This window comes from Bradyrhizobium betae, from assembly GCF_008932115.1.
Lineage (GTDB): Bacteria > Pseudomonadota > Alphaproteobacteria > Rhizobiales > Xanthobacteraceae > Bradyrhizobium > Bradyrhizobium betae.
In genome coordinates, this window is sequence record NZ_CP044543.1 from 5400446 (window position 1) to 5417156 (window position 16711).

The window sequence follows — 16711 nt, forward strand, 5'->3', positions numbered from 1 at the left end:
TTTGAAGCGATGTGGCTGAAGCACTTGCGAAGTCGGCGGCGCCGGGCTTTAAGTTTGCTCCTGCAGGAAATTCGGCGGCCATAAGCCGATGTAAGGGAGCGCTACCGATGCCCACCAAGCCTCAATTGCCGGAACGTTCGTCGCGCGCGACGGGCGCACCTACCGCGCTCGATGGTCTGCTGGTCGTCGATTTCACGCGCGTCGTGGCCGGACCGGCCTGCACTCAGACGCTTGCCGATTTTGGCGCGCGCGTCATCAAGATCGAGAATCCGGACGGTGGCGACGACACGCGCGCCTATGAGCACGCCGAAATCGGCGGCGAAAGCGCCGCTTATCTGAGCCTCAACCGCAACAAGCGCGGCATTGCGCTCGACCTGACTGTGCCGGAGGCCCGCGAGATCGCGCTGGATCTGATCCGCAAGGCCGACGTGGTCGTGGAGAATTTCTCCAGCGGGGTCATGAAGAAATTCGGTCTCGACTATGAGGCTGTCGCGCCGCACAATCCGCGGCTGGTCTATTGCTCGATCTCCGCCTACGGGCGCTCCGGACCGTTTGCTTCGCGTCCCGGTTTTGATCCGATTACGCAGGCCGAAAGCGGCTTCATGTCGCTCAACGGGTTTGCCGACGGCCCGGCTGTTCGTACCGGCCCCCCCATCGTCGACATGGCGACAGGGATGTCTGCCTGTAATGCCATCCTGCTGGCGCTATTGGCGCGGGATCGGCTTGGCCGCGGTCAGCATGTCGAGGTTGCCCTGTTCGACATCGCCATGGGGATGACCGGCTTCTACGGCATGGCCTATCTGATCAACGGCGAGAACCCTGGCCGGTTTGGCAATTCGCCGAGCGGGTCTCCCGCCGTCGGCGTCTATGAGGCCTCCGACGGGCCGCTTTACATAGCCTGCGCGAACGACCGGCTTTTTCGTCGGCTTGTGGTCGAGGTGCTGAACCGGCCCCATCTGATCAACGATCCGCAGTTTGCAACGCGCAAAGCACGCTCCGAGCACAAGGAGCTCCTGCGGGCAGCCATCGCGGAGGTCTTCGCCAGCGATACCCTCGAGAACTGGATGGCGAAGATGAAGCTGGCCAATATTCCGGTCGGCTATCTCCGGACGGTTGAGGAGGGCTTCAATGCGCCCGAGGCCCGCGAGCGCCATCGCTTGAGCCGAATTCCGCATCGTACAGCAGAGTGGGTCCCCAATATCGAGCCGCCGATCAATATGAGCCTGACCGGCGCGATTGATCCCGTTGCCGCCCCCTTGTTAGGCGAGCATACCGAAGATGTTCTGCGTGATACGCTCGGCTACGACGCGCGTCGGATCTCCGAGTTCACCCAAAAAGGCGCGTTTGGATCGGGCAAGCCATCGATACCAGCTTAAGGCCAAGCAGTCTGGAGTTAGGTGTCGCGAGGCTTGCGGATCGCTGTTTGGAGACGACGGCGTCTACAATCTTGTTTCCTTGCATGGCGACCGCGCCCTGTTGACGCTGCCCAGCTTGATTTGGCGAAGGTCCCGCCGCATAAATGTGTGAACGCGAGGGACACGGATGGTGCCTGGTCAGGAGCCGAGCATGGGTCAACACACCGGGGCGGAAGCCGGTGGGCGGGCCTATGCGGCAATGATCGCCAAGGCCAGGGCGCTCGCACCGCGGCTGCGAGAGCGGGCGGTGCGGACGGAGGAGTTGCGGCATCTTCCGCCGGAAACCGAGAGGGATCTCCACGATGCTGGCCTGTTCCGGATGCTCCAGCCGGCACGTATCGGTGGCGCCGAACTCGACTATGTCGCCCTCGTCGACTGCGCTGAGCTGCTCGGGCGGGCGGACGCGTCGGTGGCCTGGAATCTCGCCAATCTGGCGAGCCATCATTGGATGCTCGGCATGTTCGAGCAGAGGGCGCAGGATCTGGTCTGGGGCCGCGATCCGGACGCGCTGATTGCTTCTTCGTTCATTTTTCCTGCCGGACGCGCGACGAGGATGGAGGGTGGATACCGGTTGCATGGCAGCTGGCCGTTCTCCTCGGGCGTTGCGTCATGCGAATGGAACATGCTCGCAAGTGTCGTCTATTCCGACGACGAGGCGGACGGCATCGAGTATCGAATCTTCCTGCTGCCGAAAGGCGACTACAAAGTGCTCGATACCTGGAACGTTACGGGACTGCGCGGCACCGGTTCCTGCGACGTCGAGGTCAGGGAAGCCTTTGTACCAGACCATATGACCGTCGCCGTCGGCGAGCTTGCCGGCGGTCCGACGCCTGGCAGCAGGGTCAATCCCAATCCGTCGTATACTCTGCCCGTATTTTCGCTGTTTCCCTACGTCCTGTCGGGCGTTGCACTCGGGAACGCGCAAGCATGCCTCGACGATTATGCGGAGGTCGCGCGTCATCGCATTTCGACCTACAACCGCGCCAAACTGAGCGACTTTCAAAGCACTCAGATCAAGATCGCCGAAGCTTCAGCCAAGATCGACGCCGCGCGCCTGATCATGCGTTCGGCCTGCATCAACGCCATGGAAGATGCAAGGCGAGGTCGTATTCCCGACATGGCGACCAAGACCAGGTATCGGCGGGATGGAGCTTTCTCCGTCAATCTGTGCACGGATGCGGTCTCGATGCTGTTTGCCGCGAGCGGGGCGCGTGGCCTGTTCACGACGGGCGTGTTGCAGCGGCAGTTCCGTGATGCGCACGCGATCAACTCGCACCTTGCGTTCAACTTCGATGCGGCCGGAACCAATTACGGACGGGTGGCTCTGGGCCTGCCGTCCGAGAATCTCACGCTGTGAGGCCGGCCGATGAATGATCTGCCGAAGCAGCCGGCCGTTCCCGACCCAGCCAACGAACTCGCGCGAGACAGTTCACCGATCGATCCCCGGGATTTTCGCAACGCGCTTGGAACTTACGGAACGGGCGTAACGATCATCACCGCCACGGCCGCGGATGGAAAGCCCTATGGCATCACCTGCAATTCGTTTGCATCGGTCTCCTTGAATCCGCCTCTGGTGCTCTGGAGCCTCGGAATCTATTCATCGAGCCTGGCTGTGTTTCAGAACGCCAGTCACTTCACCGTCCATGTGCTCGGCAATTCGCAGCAGGCGCTCGCGAACAAGTTTGCCAAATCGACCGAGGACAAGTTCGCCGGGGTTGATTGGACGCCGGGGCTTGGAAACGCTCCGGTGCTCGCCGAGAGCGTCGCCAATTTTCAATGCCGGTCCATCAATCGCTATTACGGCGGCGATCACGTGATCTTTCTCGGCGCGGTCGAGGCCTATGCCTACAACTCCGGGGAGCCGCTGCTGTTTGCGCGCGGAACGTATGGCCGGTTCCTGGCCGACGACCAACGCGGGAAGTCACCGTAGCGCGCTGCAGTATACCCCAGACGGCTCAACGCTCCGCTGCTGAAAGCTTGTAGATCTCCAGCGCGTCCGCATCGGCTCCCCGTGCAGCCTTGGCCAGCCTGAAGATCTGCCCGGCCAGCGATGCCATCGGCACGGGTGTCGACGTCGTCTGCGCAACATCGGCGACCGTATCGAGGTCCTTGAGCATGGTGGCGATGTGACCGAGTGGCGGCGAGTGAATGCCTTGGGCCATGCGGGGCACAAACAGCTGAAGCGGAATGGAATCGGCGAAGCCGCCCGCGAGTGCTTCGGGCAATCGGCTGGCGTCAATTCCCGCGTTCACGGCAAGGCGTGTTGCTTCCGCCAGGACAGCCATCGCGCATCCGACGATCACCTGGTTGCAGAGCTTTGTGGTCTGGCCTGCGCCTGTCGGACCCATGTGGGTGAACCTGCGCGCCATGGCTAGCACATACGGCCGCACCCTCTGGATGTCGCCGGCATCTCCGCCTGCCATGATCGCAAGCGTGCCGTCTTCGGCGCCCTTGGTGCCGCCGGACACCGGCGCATCGATCAGGCCGGCGCCGTTCGCAGCTTTCAGCCGGGTTGCAAGATCGCGCGCGGCGTCAGGGTGGATCGATGAGAAGTCGACCACGAGCTTGCCTGCGCCAGGAGCCGCTGCAAGACCTTGGGCCCCGAAAATCACTTCCTCCACGGCGGCCGCGTCCGTCACGCACATGAACACAATGTCCGAGTTGGCCAGCACGTCGCGTGGCGCGATGGCGCGCCTGGCGCCCTCCGCGACGAGCGGGGCCAGCTTGCCCTCCGAGCGATTCCAGACGCTGACTTGATAGCCGGCCTTGAGCAGGCGCCGGGTCATGGGTGCGCCCATCAGCCCGAGTCCGAGATAGCCGAGCCTCTCGACGCCTTGCGGGTTTGCGTTGCTCGCATCAGCCATAGGTTGCCTCCTTCTGTCGCAGCGCGACGCCGCTTTACCATACATTGCAGACCGGACGGCGAAACCGCTCGCTCGCATGGCTTGCCTGATTGTTTGAACCATGAAACAATTTGAGCCGGCCGGGTTGGGTGGCGCCGGGTTGGCGCCGGAGCAGCGGAGTGGGCACGATGCGAACCGTTTCGAAGTGGATCCTGGCTTTGGGGGCGGCAGCGGCCGTAAGTGCGGGCGCAGGCCCTTCATGGGCGCAGCAGACGATCCGCGTCGGCTGGACCATCCCGGCTGAGGAGTCCAAGTACTGGATGATGCGCCGCCCGGCTGAATTTTCCAATATCGGCAAGGCCTACAACATCGAATGGACCCAGTTTCAGGGCACGGCGCCGATGACGCAGGCTTTGGCCGCCGGTGCGCTCGATTGCGCGACGCAGGCGCCGCTCTCGCTCGCCAACGGCGTGGTTGGCGGCAATCTCAAGGCCTACATCGTGGCTCAGCACGTCTTCGAGAAGCCCGGCGGTTTTTCGGTCTACTGGGCTGTGATGGATGACTCGCCGATCAAGACGATTGCCGATCTCAAGGGCAAGACCGTCGGCATCTCCGTGATCGGCGGCGGCACGCAAGGTCCGTTCAACCTGCTCCTGAAGCAGAATGGCGTCGACCCGGCCAAGGATATCAAGCTGGTTGAAGTCGGCTTTGCTGTCTCCGAAGATGCGCTGCGTCAGGGCCGCGTCGATGCGGTCAACATGAACCAGCCGTTTGCCGCGCGTGCGGAGGCCAAGGGCGGTACCCGCAAGCTCTTCTCGCTGTCGCAGGCGATGCCGAACATCGTGCACATCCTCGAAGCCTGCCGTGCCGACTTCGTCGACAAGAATCCGGATCTGGTGAAGGCTTATGTCCGCGACATCACGTCAGGCATGAAGAAGGCGCTGGCAAACCGCGAAGAGACCCTGAAAGTCGTCAATGAAGTTCTGAAGGCGCCCATTCCGGTTCTCGAGACTTACCTGCTCAAGGACAATGATTTTGGCCGGGATCCGGGTGCGGCGCCGAACTTTCCCGCGATCCAGAAGATGCTGGATATCTACGCAGAGACGGGAATGCTGCCGAAGCTGGACGCCGCGCAGTTCAGGCATCCGACGATCGTCGCGCCGCTGGAGTAGGCACGCGGACGCAATTATTCGAGCAGGGAGATCGCGGCGTCCCGGGTAATCCGGGACGTCGCATGCAGAAGATGCACGTATGAAGAAGTTGCGATCACGGATAACGACAGACGGCCTCGATCGGGCTCCGCACCGCGCTTTCATGCGCGCAATGGGTCTTGACGACGCAGCAATCGCCAAGCCGATGGTGGGGGTCGTCAGCATGAAGGGCGAGCAGACGCCCTGCAATATGACCCACGACTTCCAGGTGGCCGCGGCCAAGACAGGAATCGAGGAGGCGGGCGGCACGCCGCGCGAGTTTTCGACCGTGTCGGTTTCCGACGGCATCAGCATGAATCACGAGGGGATGAAGTTTTCCCTGTTTTCGCGCGAGCTGATCGCCGACTCGATCGAGGCCGTCGTCCATGGACTGGCTTATGATGCGCTGATCGGGTACGGCGGATGCGACAAGACGCTGCCCGGTGTGATGATGGGCATGGTTCGTTGCAACGTACCGTCCATTTTCATCTATGGCGGCAGCTCGCTGCCGGGGCGCGTGGACGGTCGGACCCTGACGGTGCTCGATTCCTATGAGGCCGTCGGCAGCTTCATGACCGGCGAGATCGACAGCGCTACGCTCGAGCGGATCGAGCGCGCCTGCCTGCCGACCATCGGCGCATGCGCCGGGCAATTCACCGCGAATACAATGGGGATGGTGTCGGAGGCGATGGGCCTCACCATTCCCAATGTCTCGATGGTGCCCGGTGTCTACGCCGAGCGCGCGCAGATTTCGCGCCGCGCCGGGAGGCTGGTGATGGAGATGCTGGAGCGCGGCGGCCCTCTGCCTCGCGACATCGTGACGCGGAAATCCCTGGAGAATGGCGCGGCCATCGTGGCTGCGACGGGCGGTTCGACCAACGCTGCGCTGCATCTGCCTGCGATCGCGAACGAGGCTGGCATTGCGTTCACGATCGATGATGTCGGCGAAGTCTTTTCCAGAACGCCGCTGATTGGGAATCTGCGACCTGGGGGCAAGTATACGGCGAAGGACGTCTACGATATCGGCGGCGCTGCCGTGGTGATCCGCGAGTTGATCCAGAGTGGTCATATCGATGGCAGTTGCATCACCATCACAGGCCGCACGCTTGCCGAAGAATATGGGACGGCCAACGCGCCTGATGGCGAGATCGTTTACGCCTCCCGTGCGCCGATCATGCTTGATGGCGGCGTAGCCGTCCTGAAGGGAAACCTTTGTCCGGATGGCGCCGTAATCAAGGTCGCAGGTTTGAAGAGCCAGTTCTTCGAAGGTGTTGCGCGAGTCTTCGAAGATGAGGAGGCGTGTGTCAAAGCGGTTCGTGACCGCAATTATAAGGCGGGCGAGGTCCTCGTCATCCGCAATGAAGGTCCCGTCGGAGGCCCCGGTATGCGCGAGATGCTCGGCGTCACCGCGCTGATCTACGGGCAGGGCATGGGCGAAAAAGTGGCGCTGATCACCGATGGCCGGTTCTCGGGCGCGACCCGCGGCATGTGTATCGGCTACGTGTCTCCCGAAGCGTTTGTTGGCGGTCCGTTGGCGCTTGTCCACGACGGCGACAGCATCCGGATCGATGCCGCAAACCGGCGGATGGATATGCTGGTCGACGAGCAGGAACTCTTGGCGCGGCGGCGCGATTGGAAGCCGCGGCCGCCGCGTCACCGCGCAGGGGCACTCGCGAAATATGCGCGGCTTGTTGGCCAGGCGCCCGGCGGAGCCGTCACACACGAAGGCCCGGCAGAATGGCCATGGTTCGAATGACGCGCCGCACCCCTGCGAAATCGACCGCTCGTCTGGCAGGTTTCTTGCTAAGCTCAAGCCGCTGAAGGAGGACATTCAGCAGGCTAACAATGCGATCGTTGCGCGCGAGTGAAGTGAGAGGCGGGATGAAGGTAATGCCTTCGAGATCGAGCGAATGGGTGAAACCGGTGACGTCACAAATGCCGGCTTCCAAGATCATCGAGATCGACCGCGTCTCGCAGGTTTTTCAGACCTCGGCGCGCAAGGATCATCTGGCGCTATCGGACATCTCGTTGGCGATCGAAGAGGGAGCCTTCGTCTCCATCCTCGGGCCATCCGGCTGCGGCAAGTCGACGCTGCTTTACATCGTCGGCGGCTTCGTTAGCCCGACAAGCGGTGCGGCGAAGATGAAGGGACAGGCGATCACGGGTCCGGGTCCGGATCGCGGGCCGGTGTTTCAGGAGTTCGCACTGTTTCCGTGGAAGACCGTATTGGGGAACGTGATGTATGGTCCGCGCCAGCAAGGTGTTCGTGCCACCGAGGCGGAAGCGCAGAGCCGAGCTCTGATCGAAATGGTTGGTCTCAAAGGTTACGAGAATTTCTATCCCAAGGAGCTGTCAGGCGGAATGAAGCAGCGCGTAGCGCTCGCCCGGACGCTCGCTTACCATCCCGAAGTCCTGTTGATGGACGAGCCGTTCGGCGCGCTCGACGCGCATACCCGGACACGCCTCCAGAACGATCTCTTGAACATCTGGGAGCGTGATCGCAAGACGGTGTTGTTCGTCACCCACTCCGTCGACGAAGCAGTATTCCTGTCCGACAAGGTCGTGATGATGTCAAAATCTCCCGGCCGCATTCGGCAGGTCATCGACATCGATCTGCCGCGGCCGCGTCGCCGCAACGAGCTGTTGCTCGATCCACGCTATCAGAAATACGTCGTCGATATCGAGCAGATGTTCGACGAGGTCGACGAGACCGGGGCGCCGTCATGACATCGCCGGCGACCTTGGCCAGGCGTGCTGCCCCGGTGTTCGCCTGCATCGGGCTATTGGCCGTGTGGCAGGTCGCGTCGCTTGCGCTGAAGAACGACAGCTTTCCGACGGCGATCGAGGCGATCCGTGCGATCCCGGATATTCTCGGCGACAAGGAGTCGCTGATCAATATCCTGGCCTCGCTCCGGCGCATGGCGATGGGGTTCGGCGTAGCCCTGCTGGTTTCCATTCCGCTGGGCCTGTTGATGGGCCGAAGCCGCGCCGTCGCAGCGTTTTTCAACCCGCTTCTGATGGTGATCTACCCAGTGCCGAAAGCAGCCTTGATGCCGATCATCATGCTATGGCTCGGCGTAGGTGACATCACGAAGACGCTGGTGATCTTTCTCGGCGTCAGCCTGCCCGTGATCTATCACAGCTTTGAGGGCGCCAAGGCCGTCGAAGAAAAAATGCTGTGGTCGGGCGCGGCGATGGGGCTCTCACCTCTGCAACGTCTCGTCCGGATCGTGCTGCCTGCTGCACTGCCGGAGATCCTGACAGGGTGCCGCACGGGGCTCGTGCTGGCGCTGATCACGATGATCACCAGCGAGATGATCGCCCGCCAGTCCGGCGCAGGCAACATCCTGTTCAACGCGCTCGACATGGGTCAATACGACACTGTCTTCGCCATGATCATCATCGTGGGGGCCATGGGAATCTGCCTTGATGCGATCTTCGAGCGGGTCCGCGCAAGGCTTGTGCGTTGGTCGGAGCCTCAGTTCGACATGCCGCTGAGCTTCTCATGAAACCACGCGTTCTCCCATCGAGTGTCCTTCTCGGAGTCGCGCCAATCGTGCTGGTGATCGCAGTGTGGCAAGGTCTCGTGTCATTTGGCTTTGCGCCAGCGGTCTTGTTGCCGCCGCCGGGATTTGTCTTCAGCCGGCTGCTCCAACAGCTCGTGACCTGGACGTTTCAGCAGGAGATCGCGGCGACCCTGATCCGGCTGTTTGCCGGGTTCGCGATTGCGGTCGTGCTGGGCGTCGGCCTCGGAATTGCGGCCGCCGCCAATCCCGCCATAAATGCCGTGGTTCGGCCGATCGTGCGCGTATTGGCGCCGTTACCCAAGGTCGCGCTCTATCCGGCGCTGCTACTGCTGTTGGGCTTTGGCCATGGATCAAAGATCACCTTGGTGGCGGCGGACGCTCTCTTTCCCATCTTGCTGTCCACCTATTACGGGGCATCTACCGTCGAGCAGAAGCTGATCTGGTCGGCTATGGCGGCAGGAACGCCGCGCTACGAAATTCTGTTCAAGGTGGTGCTGCCGGCGGCGATGCCGTCGATCCTGACCGGCTGCCGGATCGGCCTTGTCATTTCCTGCATCGTGGTGTTTCTGGCCGAGATGATCACATCGACGGACGGTCTTGGCCATGCGCTCGTGACGGCGGCCCGGACCTTTCAGGCTGTCGACATGTTCGTGCCGCTGATCACGATCTCGCTCTTGGGGCTGATCCTCAACGGCCTGTTGGGCGTCCTGCGATCGTACCTCTTGCGGGGCTTCCCCGAGGCGTGATTTGACTGACAAGAAACCACAAGACCGGGGAGTGAAACATGCTGGCGGATCGCATCGAGGCCAAATGGATCGACGCATTTTGCGAGATTTTTGAGCGTTGTGCCGTCAAGGCCGGCGATACCGCAGCGATCCTCTCGGAGACCCAGTCGCGCGCACTGAATGTGCATCTGGCAGAGCTCGCGCTGCTGCGGATGGGGGCGCGGCCGTTTCACGTGGTGATGCCGACACCGCGGAACCGGAATATCGTTCCGGTTCGCTCGACCGGAGCAAGCGAGGCGATCCAGCGGCTTGGCCCGGTCATCACCGCACTTCAGCAGGCCGGATTCGTGGTGGATTGCACCATCGAGGGCTTGATGCATGCGGTGGAGACGCCTGAAATCCTTAAGGCTGGCGCGCGGATCCTGGTAATCTCCAACGAACATCCGGAGGCGTTGGAGCGGATGGTTCCGGATCCCGCGCTGGAGAAGCGTGTAAGGGCAGCGGCGAAGATGCTGCGCGGAACCAAGCGCATGCGCGTCACCTCGAAGGCCGGAACCGCGCTCGATGTCGACATGGTCGGTGCTTCAACAGTCGGCGTGTGGGGCTGGACTGACAAGCCCGGCACGCTGGCGCACTGGCCCGGCGGTATCGTCGTCAGCTTCCCCAAGAGCAGAACGATCAACGGCACGCTGGTGATGGCGCCCGGCGACATCAACCTGACCTTCAAGCGCTATCTGACCTCGCCGGTCAAGATGACGTTGAAGGACGATTACGTCGTCGAGTTGGAAGGCGACGGGACGGATGCAGCGATGATGCGCGCCTATCTCGCCGCCTGGGGCGATCGTGAGGCCTATGCGGTGTCGCATGTCGGCTTCGGCATGAACCCGGGTGCGCGCTACGAGGCGCTGTCGATGTACGATCAGCGCGACACCAACGGCACGGAGATCCGAGCCGTCTCCGGCAATTTCCTGTTCTCGACCGGCGCGAATGAATTCGCCGGCCGCTATACGGCCGGCCATTTCGACTTGCCGATGATGGGAACGACCATCGAGCTCGATGGCGTCGCGGTCGTTCGCGAAGGCGTGCTTCAGGACGTCTTCGGCTAGCTGCGATCGAGCACCGGCGGGCGAGCCAGGTCGAAGTGGCGGAGCAGGTCGACCATGGACTGAAGCCGCTTTGTCCGATAGGCATCGACGTCGAGACCGGAATAATCAAGAAAGCCTGCACCCGTTCGCAGGCCGATCCGTCCTTCCTGCATGTTTCGTGCGATGACGTCCGGCGCGCGATAGCGGTCGCTGCCGAGCGCGCCTTCGAGATAGCGGCTGGCGTAATACAGGATGTCGCCGCCACCCCAGTCGATGAATTCGAGTAACCCCAGCACGGCGTAGCGGAAGCCAAAGCCGTAGCGGATAGCCTTGTCGATCTCCTCTGCGCTTGCAACGCCTTCCTCGACCATGCGTGCGGCCTCGTTCATCGCCAGCGCCTGGATGCGTGGAACGATGAAGCCGGGCGTCGCTGCGCAGACCACCGGCACTTTGCCAATGCCTTCGAGGAGCACCTTGACCTCGTCGATGATGGCGGGATCGGTCGCTTTGCCTGGTGAAACCTCGACCAGAGGGATTAGATAAGCGGGATTAAGCCAATGCACGTTGAGAAAGCGGCGTGGGTTTTCGATCGCGCCGGAGAGGTCGTCGACGAGAATGGTCGATGTCGTCGATGCGATGACCGTGTCCGGTCCGACCTGCTTTGAAGCAGCTCCCAGCACCTCGCGCTTCAACTCGACGACCTCGGGAACGCCTTCGAACACCATTCCGGTCTCGGCCAGCACCGCACCGCTTTGACCGGAGGGCACCACCGAGACCCGCGCGATGAGCGGTTCGACGTCTGCCTCGGCCAGCAGCCCAAGCTTGGACAGGCTGGCAAAGGTCTTCCTGGCTTCGCCGAGCGCGTCCGCCTCCAGCTTGGCGAAGTCTTCCGGGGAGCGAGCCTTGACGTCGATCATGGTGACCCGGTGGCCTGCGTAAGCGAACGCGACGGCGATGCCGCGCCCCATGCGGCCGGCCCCGAGACAGGCGATGTTGGCGCGAGTGGTCATCAGTCAGAACCCTTTGCAAAGAAGCGTCTGCAGTTCCGCCTTGTCGAGATTGCCAAGCCCCAGCGTCTGAAGCGTTCGGCCGCCTTGCGCAAAATCCTCCCCGCAGACCGCGCCGCCGATCGCCAGAAACGCCGTTGCCAGCGGCGTGGCCACATCTGCAAGGCCAGCGACGGAAACCAGCAGCGAAAGCCCCAGCCGCAGATCCTCGCGCATATAGCGGTGCTCGGTCAGCACGATGCGTTCGCGCCAATCGCCGGAATCGGTCAGTCGGTCATGCGAGCCGCGGCCATACATCCAGATCTCGCCTTCCTTGGCGTAATGGTGAGCGAGCGGAAAATGTGGCGCGCCGTAGCCGAGCGCCTCTCGCACCGCGATCCGCTCGGCGTCGAGCGCGTCGGTAACCCGCCGGATCGCGGCTTGCGTTCCTTCCTTGTGAATGTCCCACCGCTCGAAATGTTCGATTGGCCCGGCGTTCATCACGATCAGCGGCGGATGGATGATGGGGCCCGCGTTCATCAGTGCTCCGGACAGCGCGTCTCCGCACGGCTCGATCGCATCCGGAAACGCGCGTCCGATCACCTCGAGCGCGTGCGGCGCCCGATCGAGCGGAAACACGCCGACCGGCAATCGCTTGGCGCGGATCGTGATCGCGACCTCGAACGGCCCGTGCTTGCGGGTCAGCCAGGGCAACGTGCCCGTTTCCGCAAAGCTCGCTTTGGCGCGATTGCCGGCATCCCGCGCAGCTTGTGCGAAGATCATCGAGCCGAATGTGGCAGGTGGCAGAAACACGACCTGTCCGTCCCGCAGGTGCGGCGCAAGGATCCGCGCAATGTCCCACTGTGCGAAAGCAGGGGCGGGGCACAGGATCAGCTCGGCGCCGCTGATGGCCTCAGCGATATCTGTCGTCACCAGCGCCAGCTTGACGTCGTGACGACCGTTGTGGTCCTTCACCAGGATGCGCGAGCCGGCGGCGCGATGCGCTGCGATCTCCTCTGCATCGCGGCGCCATAGCCGGACCTCATGCCCCGACAGCGCGAAATCGCCCGCGGCCGCGAAAGAGCCGTTTCCCCCACCCAGAACCGCAATCTTCAAGATGCTTCTCCTTGCGCGCGCGCCTGCGCATCAAGCTGCTTCAGCAGGAAATGCTGGACCTTTCCCAGCGCCGTGCGCGGCAGGTCGGTCACGAAGACGATGTCGCGCGGAATCTTGTAACGGGCGAGCTGGACCTGAAGATGTGCTCTCAGCTCCTCCGCCTCGAGCCTGCACCCGGATCGCCGGATCACATAGGCGATCGGCACTTCGTCCCAGCGCGGGTCCGGCCTGCCGATCACGGCACATTCGCTGACATCGGGATGCTCGAGCAGGACCCGTTCGACCTCGGCCGGATAGACGTTCTCGCCGCCGGAAATGATCATGTTCTTCTTGCGGTCGCGGACCCAGAAATAGCCGTCGGCGTCGCACAAGCCGATATCTCCGGTACGATACCAGCCGTCGTGCAGCGCGTCGCGCGTGGCTTCCGCATTGCCCCAATATTCGAAGAACACGTTGGGGCCTCGTACCGAGATCTCGCCGGGCGTGCCCGCGGGCACTTCAGTCCCGGCCTGGTCGATCACCTTCGCTTCGCAGCACAGGCCCGGAAGTCCGGTCGATCCCATGCGCGAAAGATCGCCGCCCAGCCGCGTGTAAACCGCTATAGGGCAGGTTTCGGTCGAACCATAGACCTGGAGCACCGGCACTCCGCGCGAGACGATACGGTCGATCAGATGAGGCGGTACGATCGTCGAGCCGGTGGCAACGGCCTTTAGCGAAGAGAGATCTGCGGTTGCCCAGGCCGGATGCTCGCTCACGGCCTGGATGATGGCTGGGACCATAACCGTCAATGTCGGTTGTTCTTGCGCGATAGTCGCGAGCGCGGTGTCCGGCGTAAAGCGGGCGTGGATCGTGACGGTCGCGCCCAGCTGGAGCGCCGGGGTAGTCTGGATGTTGAGGCCGCCGACATGGAAGAACGGCAATACCGTCAGAACATGATCGTCAGACGTCATGTTGTGCATGTGCTGGCTCATGACGCCGTTCCAGAACAACGCCTCCTGGCGCAGCACCGCGCCTTTCGGACGCCCGGTCGTTCCGGACGTGTACACGATGAGCAGCGGACAGGAGAGATCGGTATGCGGGTTGCGGCTGTTGCCTTCGCTGCGAGCCAGCAAAGCCTCGAATGTCGCGCCGTGAGGCGGCGTGAAATCGAGCCCGATGACGGCTGTTCCCGGCGCAAGCCCGGGAAGAACTCCCTCGAATGCCTGCTCGAGCACCAGCACCTTGGCGCCTGCATCGGTGAGAATGAAGAGTTGCTCTACGACGGCGAGTCGCCAGTTCAGCGGCACCAGCATCGCGCCGAGTCGCGCGCACGCGTAGAGCAGAACCAGATAGTCCGGCCGGTTCAAACTCAGGATCGCGACGCGGTCGCCGCGGCCGACGCCGAGCTCTTCCTTCAAGGCCGTTGCAGTCCGCCCGATGCGTGCTGCGAATTCGGCGTAGGTAAGCCGTTCTCCTTCGAAGGAAATGGCCGTCTTGTCTGGCGCAAAGGCCGCGTTGCGATCGATCAGACTACAGAGATCCACCGTCAGTCGTCCGTTTCGCCGGCCTCGTACAGCGCCTCGCGGCCGATCCGGTCGAGGCAGAGCTCGGCCGTCCAGGGCAACATCAGCGAGCCGCAGCGGCTGTCGCGATAGATGCGCTCGAGCGGCAGCGACCGAAGCATGGCCTGACCGCCACAGGTGCGGATCGCGAGCGCTGCCAGCTCATTGGCACCCTCCATCACCGAATATTGCGCGGCATAGGCGCGCAGCACCTGCTCCTTGCTCGGATTGGCGCAGGCTTCGGTCACGGACTGGAACCAGATTGCCTTGATCTGCTCGAGCTTGATCTGCATCTGCGCGACTGCGATCTGCTTGGTCGGATACATCCGACGCTTGACCGGCGGCATTCCCGGAACCTCGCCGCGCAGATAGCGCACGGTGAAATCGTAGGCGGCTTGCGCAAGGCCCATATAGGTCGGCGACAGCGTCAGGAACATGTGCGGCCAGCGCATCGCGGCCTGAAAATAGACGCCGCGCGGCATCAGCGCGGAATTCTCCGGTACGAACACGTCCTTGAACAGAAGTGTCCGGGAGACCGTTCCGCGCATGCCGAGCGGATCCCAGTCCCCGACGACAGAGACACCTTCCGATTTCGCGGCGATAGCGAGGTAGAGAGTGTTGCGGCGCGAGGCCTTCTCGCCCTCCTCGATCTCGGTGCAGAGCACGCCGTAATAGTCGGCGTGGCCGGACAGCGATGCAAAAATCTTCTTCCCGTTGACGATCCAGCCGCCCGCGACCGGCTTTGCTTCCGTGCCGAAGGCAACGCCACCCGCAGCCGCAGCGCCGCCCTCCGAAAACGGTTGCGAATAGATCGCGCCGTCCTCGACGATGCGCTTGTAGTGGACGGCACGTCGCCGCTCATGCTCGGCACGGGTCTCCGCGTCCATATCGAGATCGTCGGCGAGGGGACCCGACCACAAGGTCGAGCAGACATGCATGTTCCAGGTGAGCGCAGTTGCACCGCAATAGCGGCCGATCTCGGCGGCTGCTAACGCGTAAATCTGGTAGTCCGCGCCAAGACCGCCGTGCTTCTTGGGGACGGCGATGCCGAGCAGGCCGACGCGATGCAGGTCGCGATAGTTCTCGCTCGGGAAGACCGCCTCGCGATCGTAGGTGGCTGCGCGACCGGCGAATACGCTCTGACCGATCTCTCGTGCACGCGTGATGATGCCGGCCTGCTCGTCGTTCAAGCGGAATGCGACGGGGTCGAAGATCGGTGTATCCAGCGCGATCTTGTCGGTTGTACTGATGTTCTTGCTGACTTGCATGGTCATTGCGCAGTCACCTTACGCGTTGGTCGTGACGGAGTTCAGGAATCGGCCAAGAGCCTCGTCAAATGCATCGGGACGCTCGAGGTTGGCGAGGTGGCCGACGCCGGGCAGCTCGACATATTGGGCCGAAGGAATGTAGGTCGCCGTCTTAGCCATCATCGGTGCGGGCGCATTGTTGTCCTTTGAGCCGGACAGCAGCAGCGTCGGCACGGAAATGTCCTTGAGCGTGCTGCGCTGATCGAATCCGATCAAGGCGAGCATCATGGCGCGATAGCTCGCCTCAGGCACGGCTGCCATGCACTCGCGCGCAAGCTCCATCCCCTTCGGATCGGGATTGTCACCGACGAGCTCCTTCACCAGGGAAGGGGCCAGCGACTTCATCGTCTCCCCGCGATCGAGCGGCCCCAGCCGTGCGGCGATGAACGATTTCTGCCAGTCGCCGTCGGCTTTGCCAAAGGCCGGGCTGGTCTGTGCCAGCACGACCGCTCGTGCAAGTCCCGGTGATTGCACTAGCCACTTCTGAACGATCATGCCGCCGATCGAATGCCCCACCAGAATAGGTTTCGCTGCGCCGATTTGCTCGATGAATTGTTGAAGGGCATTGGCCAGGGCAGCGATGCTGACGCTGGTGAGCGGTGCAGATCCACCATAGCCCGGCATGTCCCATGCGATTGCGCGGAAGCGGTTGCCGAAGGTGGCAAGCTGCTGCCGCCAGGCCCGCGCCGCGCCGCCGATGCCATGGAGGAAAATCAGAGGTATCGCGCCCGGCTCGCCCGCAGCTTCATAGGCGAAGCGTCCGTCCTTTGTTATCATTGGCGCAGGCTGCGACACGCGACATCCTTTTGCTCGGCCCGGCGATGCTAACAGGCCTGCGGGCGATGGGAAGAGATAATTTTATACTTAAAGCAATTTTCAGGCCGGTCTTCGGCGCTGTCTGTTTGCGGTGGTTCGGCGGACGCTTCGTTGCAAAAGCTTGAAGTTTAAAATATATCCGAAGCATAGACCCGCAACT

At 62.6% G+C, this 16711-nt stretch carries 16 protein-coding genes; 9 read left to right on the forward strand and 7 right to left on the reverse strand.

Annotation, left to right across the window (positions count from 1 at the left end; translation table 11 throughout):
- Nucleotides 1-107 precede the first annotated feature (107 nt).
- From F8237_RS25970 to F8237_RS25980, 3 genes are all read left to right on the forward strand, one after another.
- Nucleotides 108-1376, forward strand: a complete 1269-nt coding sequence (locus F8237_RS25970; protein ID WP_162006218.1) for a CaiB/BaiF CoA transferase family protein — start codon at nt 108-110, stop codon at nt 1374-1376.
- Between the two features lie 190 nt (nt 1377-1566).
- Nucleotides 1567-2772, forward strand: a complete 1206-nt coding sequence (locus tag F8237_RS25975; RefSeq protein ID WP_244625973.1) for an acyl-CoA dehydrogenase family protein — start codon at nt 1567-1569, stop codon at nt 2770-2772.
- Nucleotides 2773-2781: 9 nt separating this feature from the next.
- Nucleotides 2782-3345, forward strand: coding sequence for a flavin reductase family protein (locus F8237_RS25980; protein WP_151649087.1), 564 nt, complete (start codon nt 2782-2784; stop codon nt 3343-3345).
- 25 nt (nt 3346-3370) lie between these two features.
- Here F8237_RS25980 and F8237_RS25985 read toward each other — a convergent pair whose 3' ends face one another.
- Nucleotides 3371-4279 (reverse strand): NAD(P)-dependent oxidoreductase, encoded by a 909-nt coding sequence (locus F8237_RS25985; RefSeq protein ID WP_162006407.1) that lies wholly within the window; start codon nt 4277-4279, stop codon nt 3371-3373.
- 167 nt (nt 4280-4446) lie between these two features.
- Here F8237_RS25985 and F8237_RS25990 point away from each other — a divergent pair, with 167 nt between their 5' ends.
- On the forward strand, nt 4447-5430 hold the full coding sequence (locus F8237_RS25990) for an ABC transporter substrate-binding protein (RefSeq protein WP_151649088.1): 984 nt from the start codon (nt 4447-4449) through the stop codon (nt 5428-5430).
- A gap of 79 nt (nt 5431-5509) precedes the next feature.
- Nucleotides 5510-7204, forward strand: coding sequence for a dihydroxy-acid dehydratase (ilvD, locus tag F8237_RS25995; protein ID WP_151649089.1), 1695 nt, complete (start codon nt 5510-5512; stop codon nt 7202-7204).
- On the opposite strand, the gene F8237_RS36475 is transcribed toward ilvD, so the two are convergent.
- Nucleotides 7164-7403, reverse strand: coding sequence for a hypothetical protein (locus tag F8237_RS36475; protein ID WP_167527451.1), 240 nt, complete (start codon nt 7401-7403; stop codon nt 7164-7166). The two genes, ilvD and F8237_RS36475, sit on opposite strands and share 41 nt — an antisense overlap.
- On the opposite strand from F8237_RS36475, the gene F8237_RS26000 reads away from it, so the two are divergent.
- From F8237_RS26000 to F8237_RS26015, 4 genes are read left to right on the forward strand one after another with little or no spacing between them, the layout of a single operon-like run.
- On the forward strand, nt 7330-8175 hold the full coding sequence (locus F8237_RS26000) for an ABC transporter ATP-binding protein (protein WP_151649090.1): 846 nt from the start codon (nt 7330-7332) through the stop codon (nt 8173-8175). The two genes, F8237_RS36475 and F8237_RS26000, sit on opposite strands and share 74 nt — an antisense overlap.
- Nucleotides 8172-8957 (forward strand): ABC transporter permease, encoded by a 786-nt coding sequence (locus F8237_RS26005; protein ID WP_151649091.1) that lies wholly within the window; start codon nt 8172-8174, stop codon nt 8955-8957. The genes F8237_RS26000 and F8237_RS26005 overlap by 4 nt, the downstream gene beginning before the upstream one ends.
- On the forward strand, nt 8954-9721 hold the full coding sequence (locus tag F8237_RS26010; protein WP_151649092.1) for an ABC transporter permease: 768 nt from the start codon (nt 8954-8956) through the stop codon (nt 9719-9721). Before F8237_RS26005 ends, F8237_RS26010 begins: the two co-directional genes overlap by 4 nt.
- A 38-nt stretch (nt 9722-9759) precedes the next feature.
- Complete coding sequence (locus F8237_RS26015; protein ID WP_151649093.1) at nt 9760-10806, forward strand: 2,5-dihydroxypyridine 5,6-dioxygenase NicX family protein; 1047 nt, start codon at nt 9760-9762, stop codon at nt 10804-10806.
- Here the strand turns inward: F8237_RS26015 and F8237_RS26020 are convergent.
- Genes F8237_RS26020 through F8237_RS26040 form a run of 5 tightly spaced genes read right to left on the reverse strand, consistent with a single transcriptional unit; the run spans nt 10803 to nt 16530 of the window.
- Nucleotides 10803-11795 carry a 3-hydroxybutyryl-CoA dehydrogenase gene (locus F8237_RS26020; protein ID WP_151649094.1) on the reverse strand — a complete coding sequence of 331 codons (993 nt, stop codon included), beginning with the start codon at nt 11793-11795 and terminating at the stop codon, nt 10803-10805. The genes F8237_RS26015 and F8237_RS26020 overlap by 4 nt on opposite strands.
- A gap of 3 nt (nt 11796-11798) precedes the next feature.
- Nucleotides 11799-12887 carry an NAD/NADP-dependent octopine/nopaline dehydrogenase family protein gene (locus F8237_RS26025; RefSeq protein WP_151649095.1) on the reverse strand — a complete coding sequence of 363 codons (1089 nt, stop codon included), beginning with the start codon at nt 12885-12887 and terminating at the stop codon, nt 11799-11801.
- Entirely contained in the window at nt 12884-14410 is a 1527-nt protein-coding gene (locus F8237_RS26030; RefSeq protein WP_151649096.1) for a class I adenylate-forming enzyme family protein, read from the reverse strand. The genes F8237_RS26025 and F8237_RS26030 overlap by 4 nt, the downstream gene beginning before the upstream one ends.
- Before the next feature lie 2 nt (nt 14411-14412).
- Nucleotides 14413-15702 (reverse strand): acyl-CoA dehydrogenase family protein, encoded by a 1290-nt coding sequence (locus tag F8237_RS26035; RefSeq protein ID WP_151649097.1) that lies wholly within the window; start codon nt 15700-15702, stop codon nt 14413-14415.
- Nucleotides 15703-15714: 12 nt separating this feature from the next.
- Nucleotides 15715-16530, reverse strand: coding sequence for an alpha/beta fold hydrolase (locus F8237_RS26040; RefSeq protein ID WP_151649098.1), 816 nt, complete (start codon nt 16528-16530; stop codon nt 15715-15717).
- Nucleotides 16531-16711 lie beyond the last annotated feature (181 nt).

Excerpts from the sequence above, each read along its gene's own strand:
- F8237_RS26010 (WP_151649092.1), top strand. The coding sequence starts at position 8,954 with ATGAAACCACGCGTTCTCCCATCGAGTGTCCTTCTCGGAGTCGCGCCA.
- F8237_RS26020 (WP_151649094.1), bottom strand. The coding sequence starts at position 11,795 with ATGACCACTCGCGCCAACATCGCCTGTCTCGGGGCCGGCCGCATGGGG.
- F8237_RS26015 (WP_151649093.1), top strand. The coding sequence starts at position 9,760 with ATGCTGGCGGATCGCATCGAGGCCAAATGGATCGACGCATTTTGCGAG.
- F8237_RS36475 (WP_167527451.1), bottom strand. The coding sequence starts at position 7,403 with ATGATCTTGGAAGCCGGCATTTGTGACGTCACCGGTTTCACCCATTCG.
- ilvD (WP_151649089.1), top strand. The coding sequence starts at position 5,510 with ATGAAGAAGTTGCGATCACGGATAACGACAGACGGCCTCGATCGGGCT.
- F8237_RS26035 (WP_151649097.1), bottom strand. The coding sequence starts at position 15,702 with ATGACCATGCAAGTCAGCAAGAACATCAGTACAACCGACAAGATCGCG.
- F8237_RS25990 (WP_151649088.1), top strand. The coding sequence starts at position 4,447 with ATGCGAACCGTTTCGAAGTGGATCCTGGCTTTGGGGGCGGCAGCGGCC.
- F8237_RS25985 (WP_162006407.1), bottom strand. The coding sequence starts at position 4,279 with ATGGCTGATGCGAGCAACGCAAACCCGCAAGGCGTCGAGAGGCTCGGC.
- F8237_RS25970 (WP_162006218.1), top strand. The coding sequence starts at position 108 with ATGCCCACCAAGCCTCAATTGCCGGAACGTTCGTCGCGCGCGACGGGC.
- F8237_RS25980 (WP_151649087.1), top strand. The coding sequence starts at position 2,782 with ATGAATGATCTGCCGAAGCAGCCGGCCGTTCCCGACCCAGCCAACGAA.
- F8237_RS25975 (WP_244625973.1), top strand. The coding sequence starts at position 1,567 with ATGGGTCAACACACCGGGGCGGAAGCCGGTGGGCGGGCCTATGCGGCA.
- F8237_RS26000 (WP_151649090.1), top strand. The coding sequence starts at position 7,330 with ATGAAGGTAATGCCTTCGAGATCGAGCGAATGGGTGAAACCGGTGACG.
- F8237_RS26005 (WP_151649091.1), top strand. The coding sequence starts at position 8,172 with ATGACATCGCCGGCGACCTTGGCCAGGCGTGCTGCCCCGGTGTTCGCC.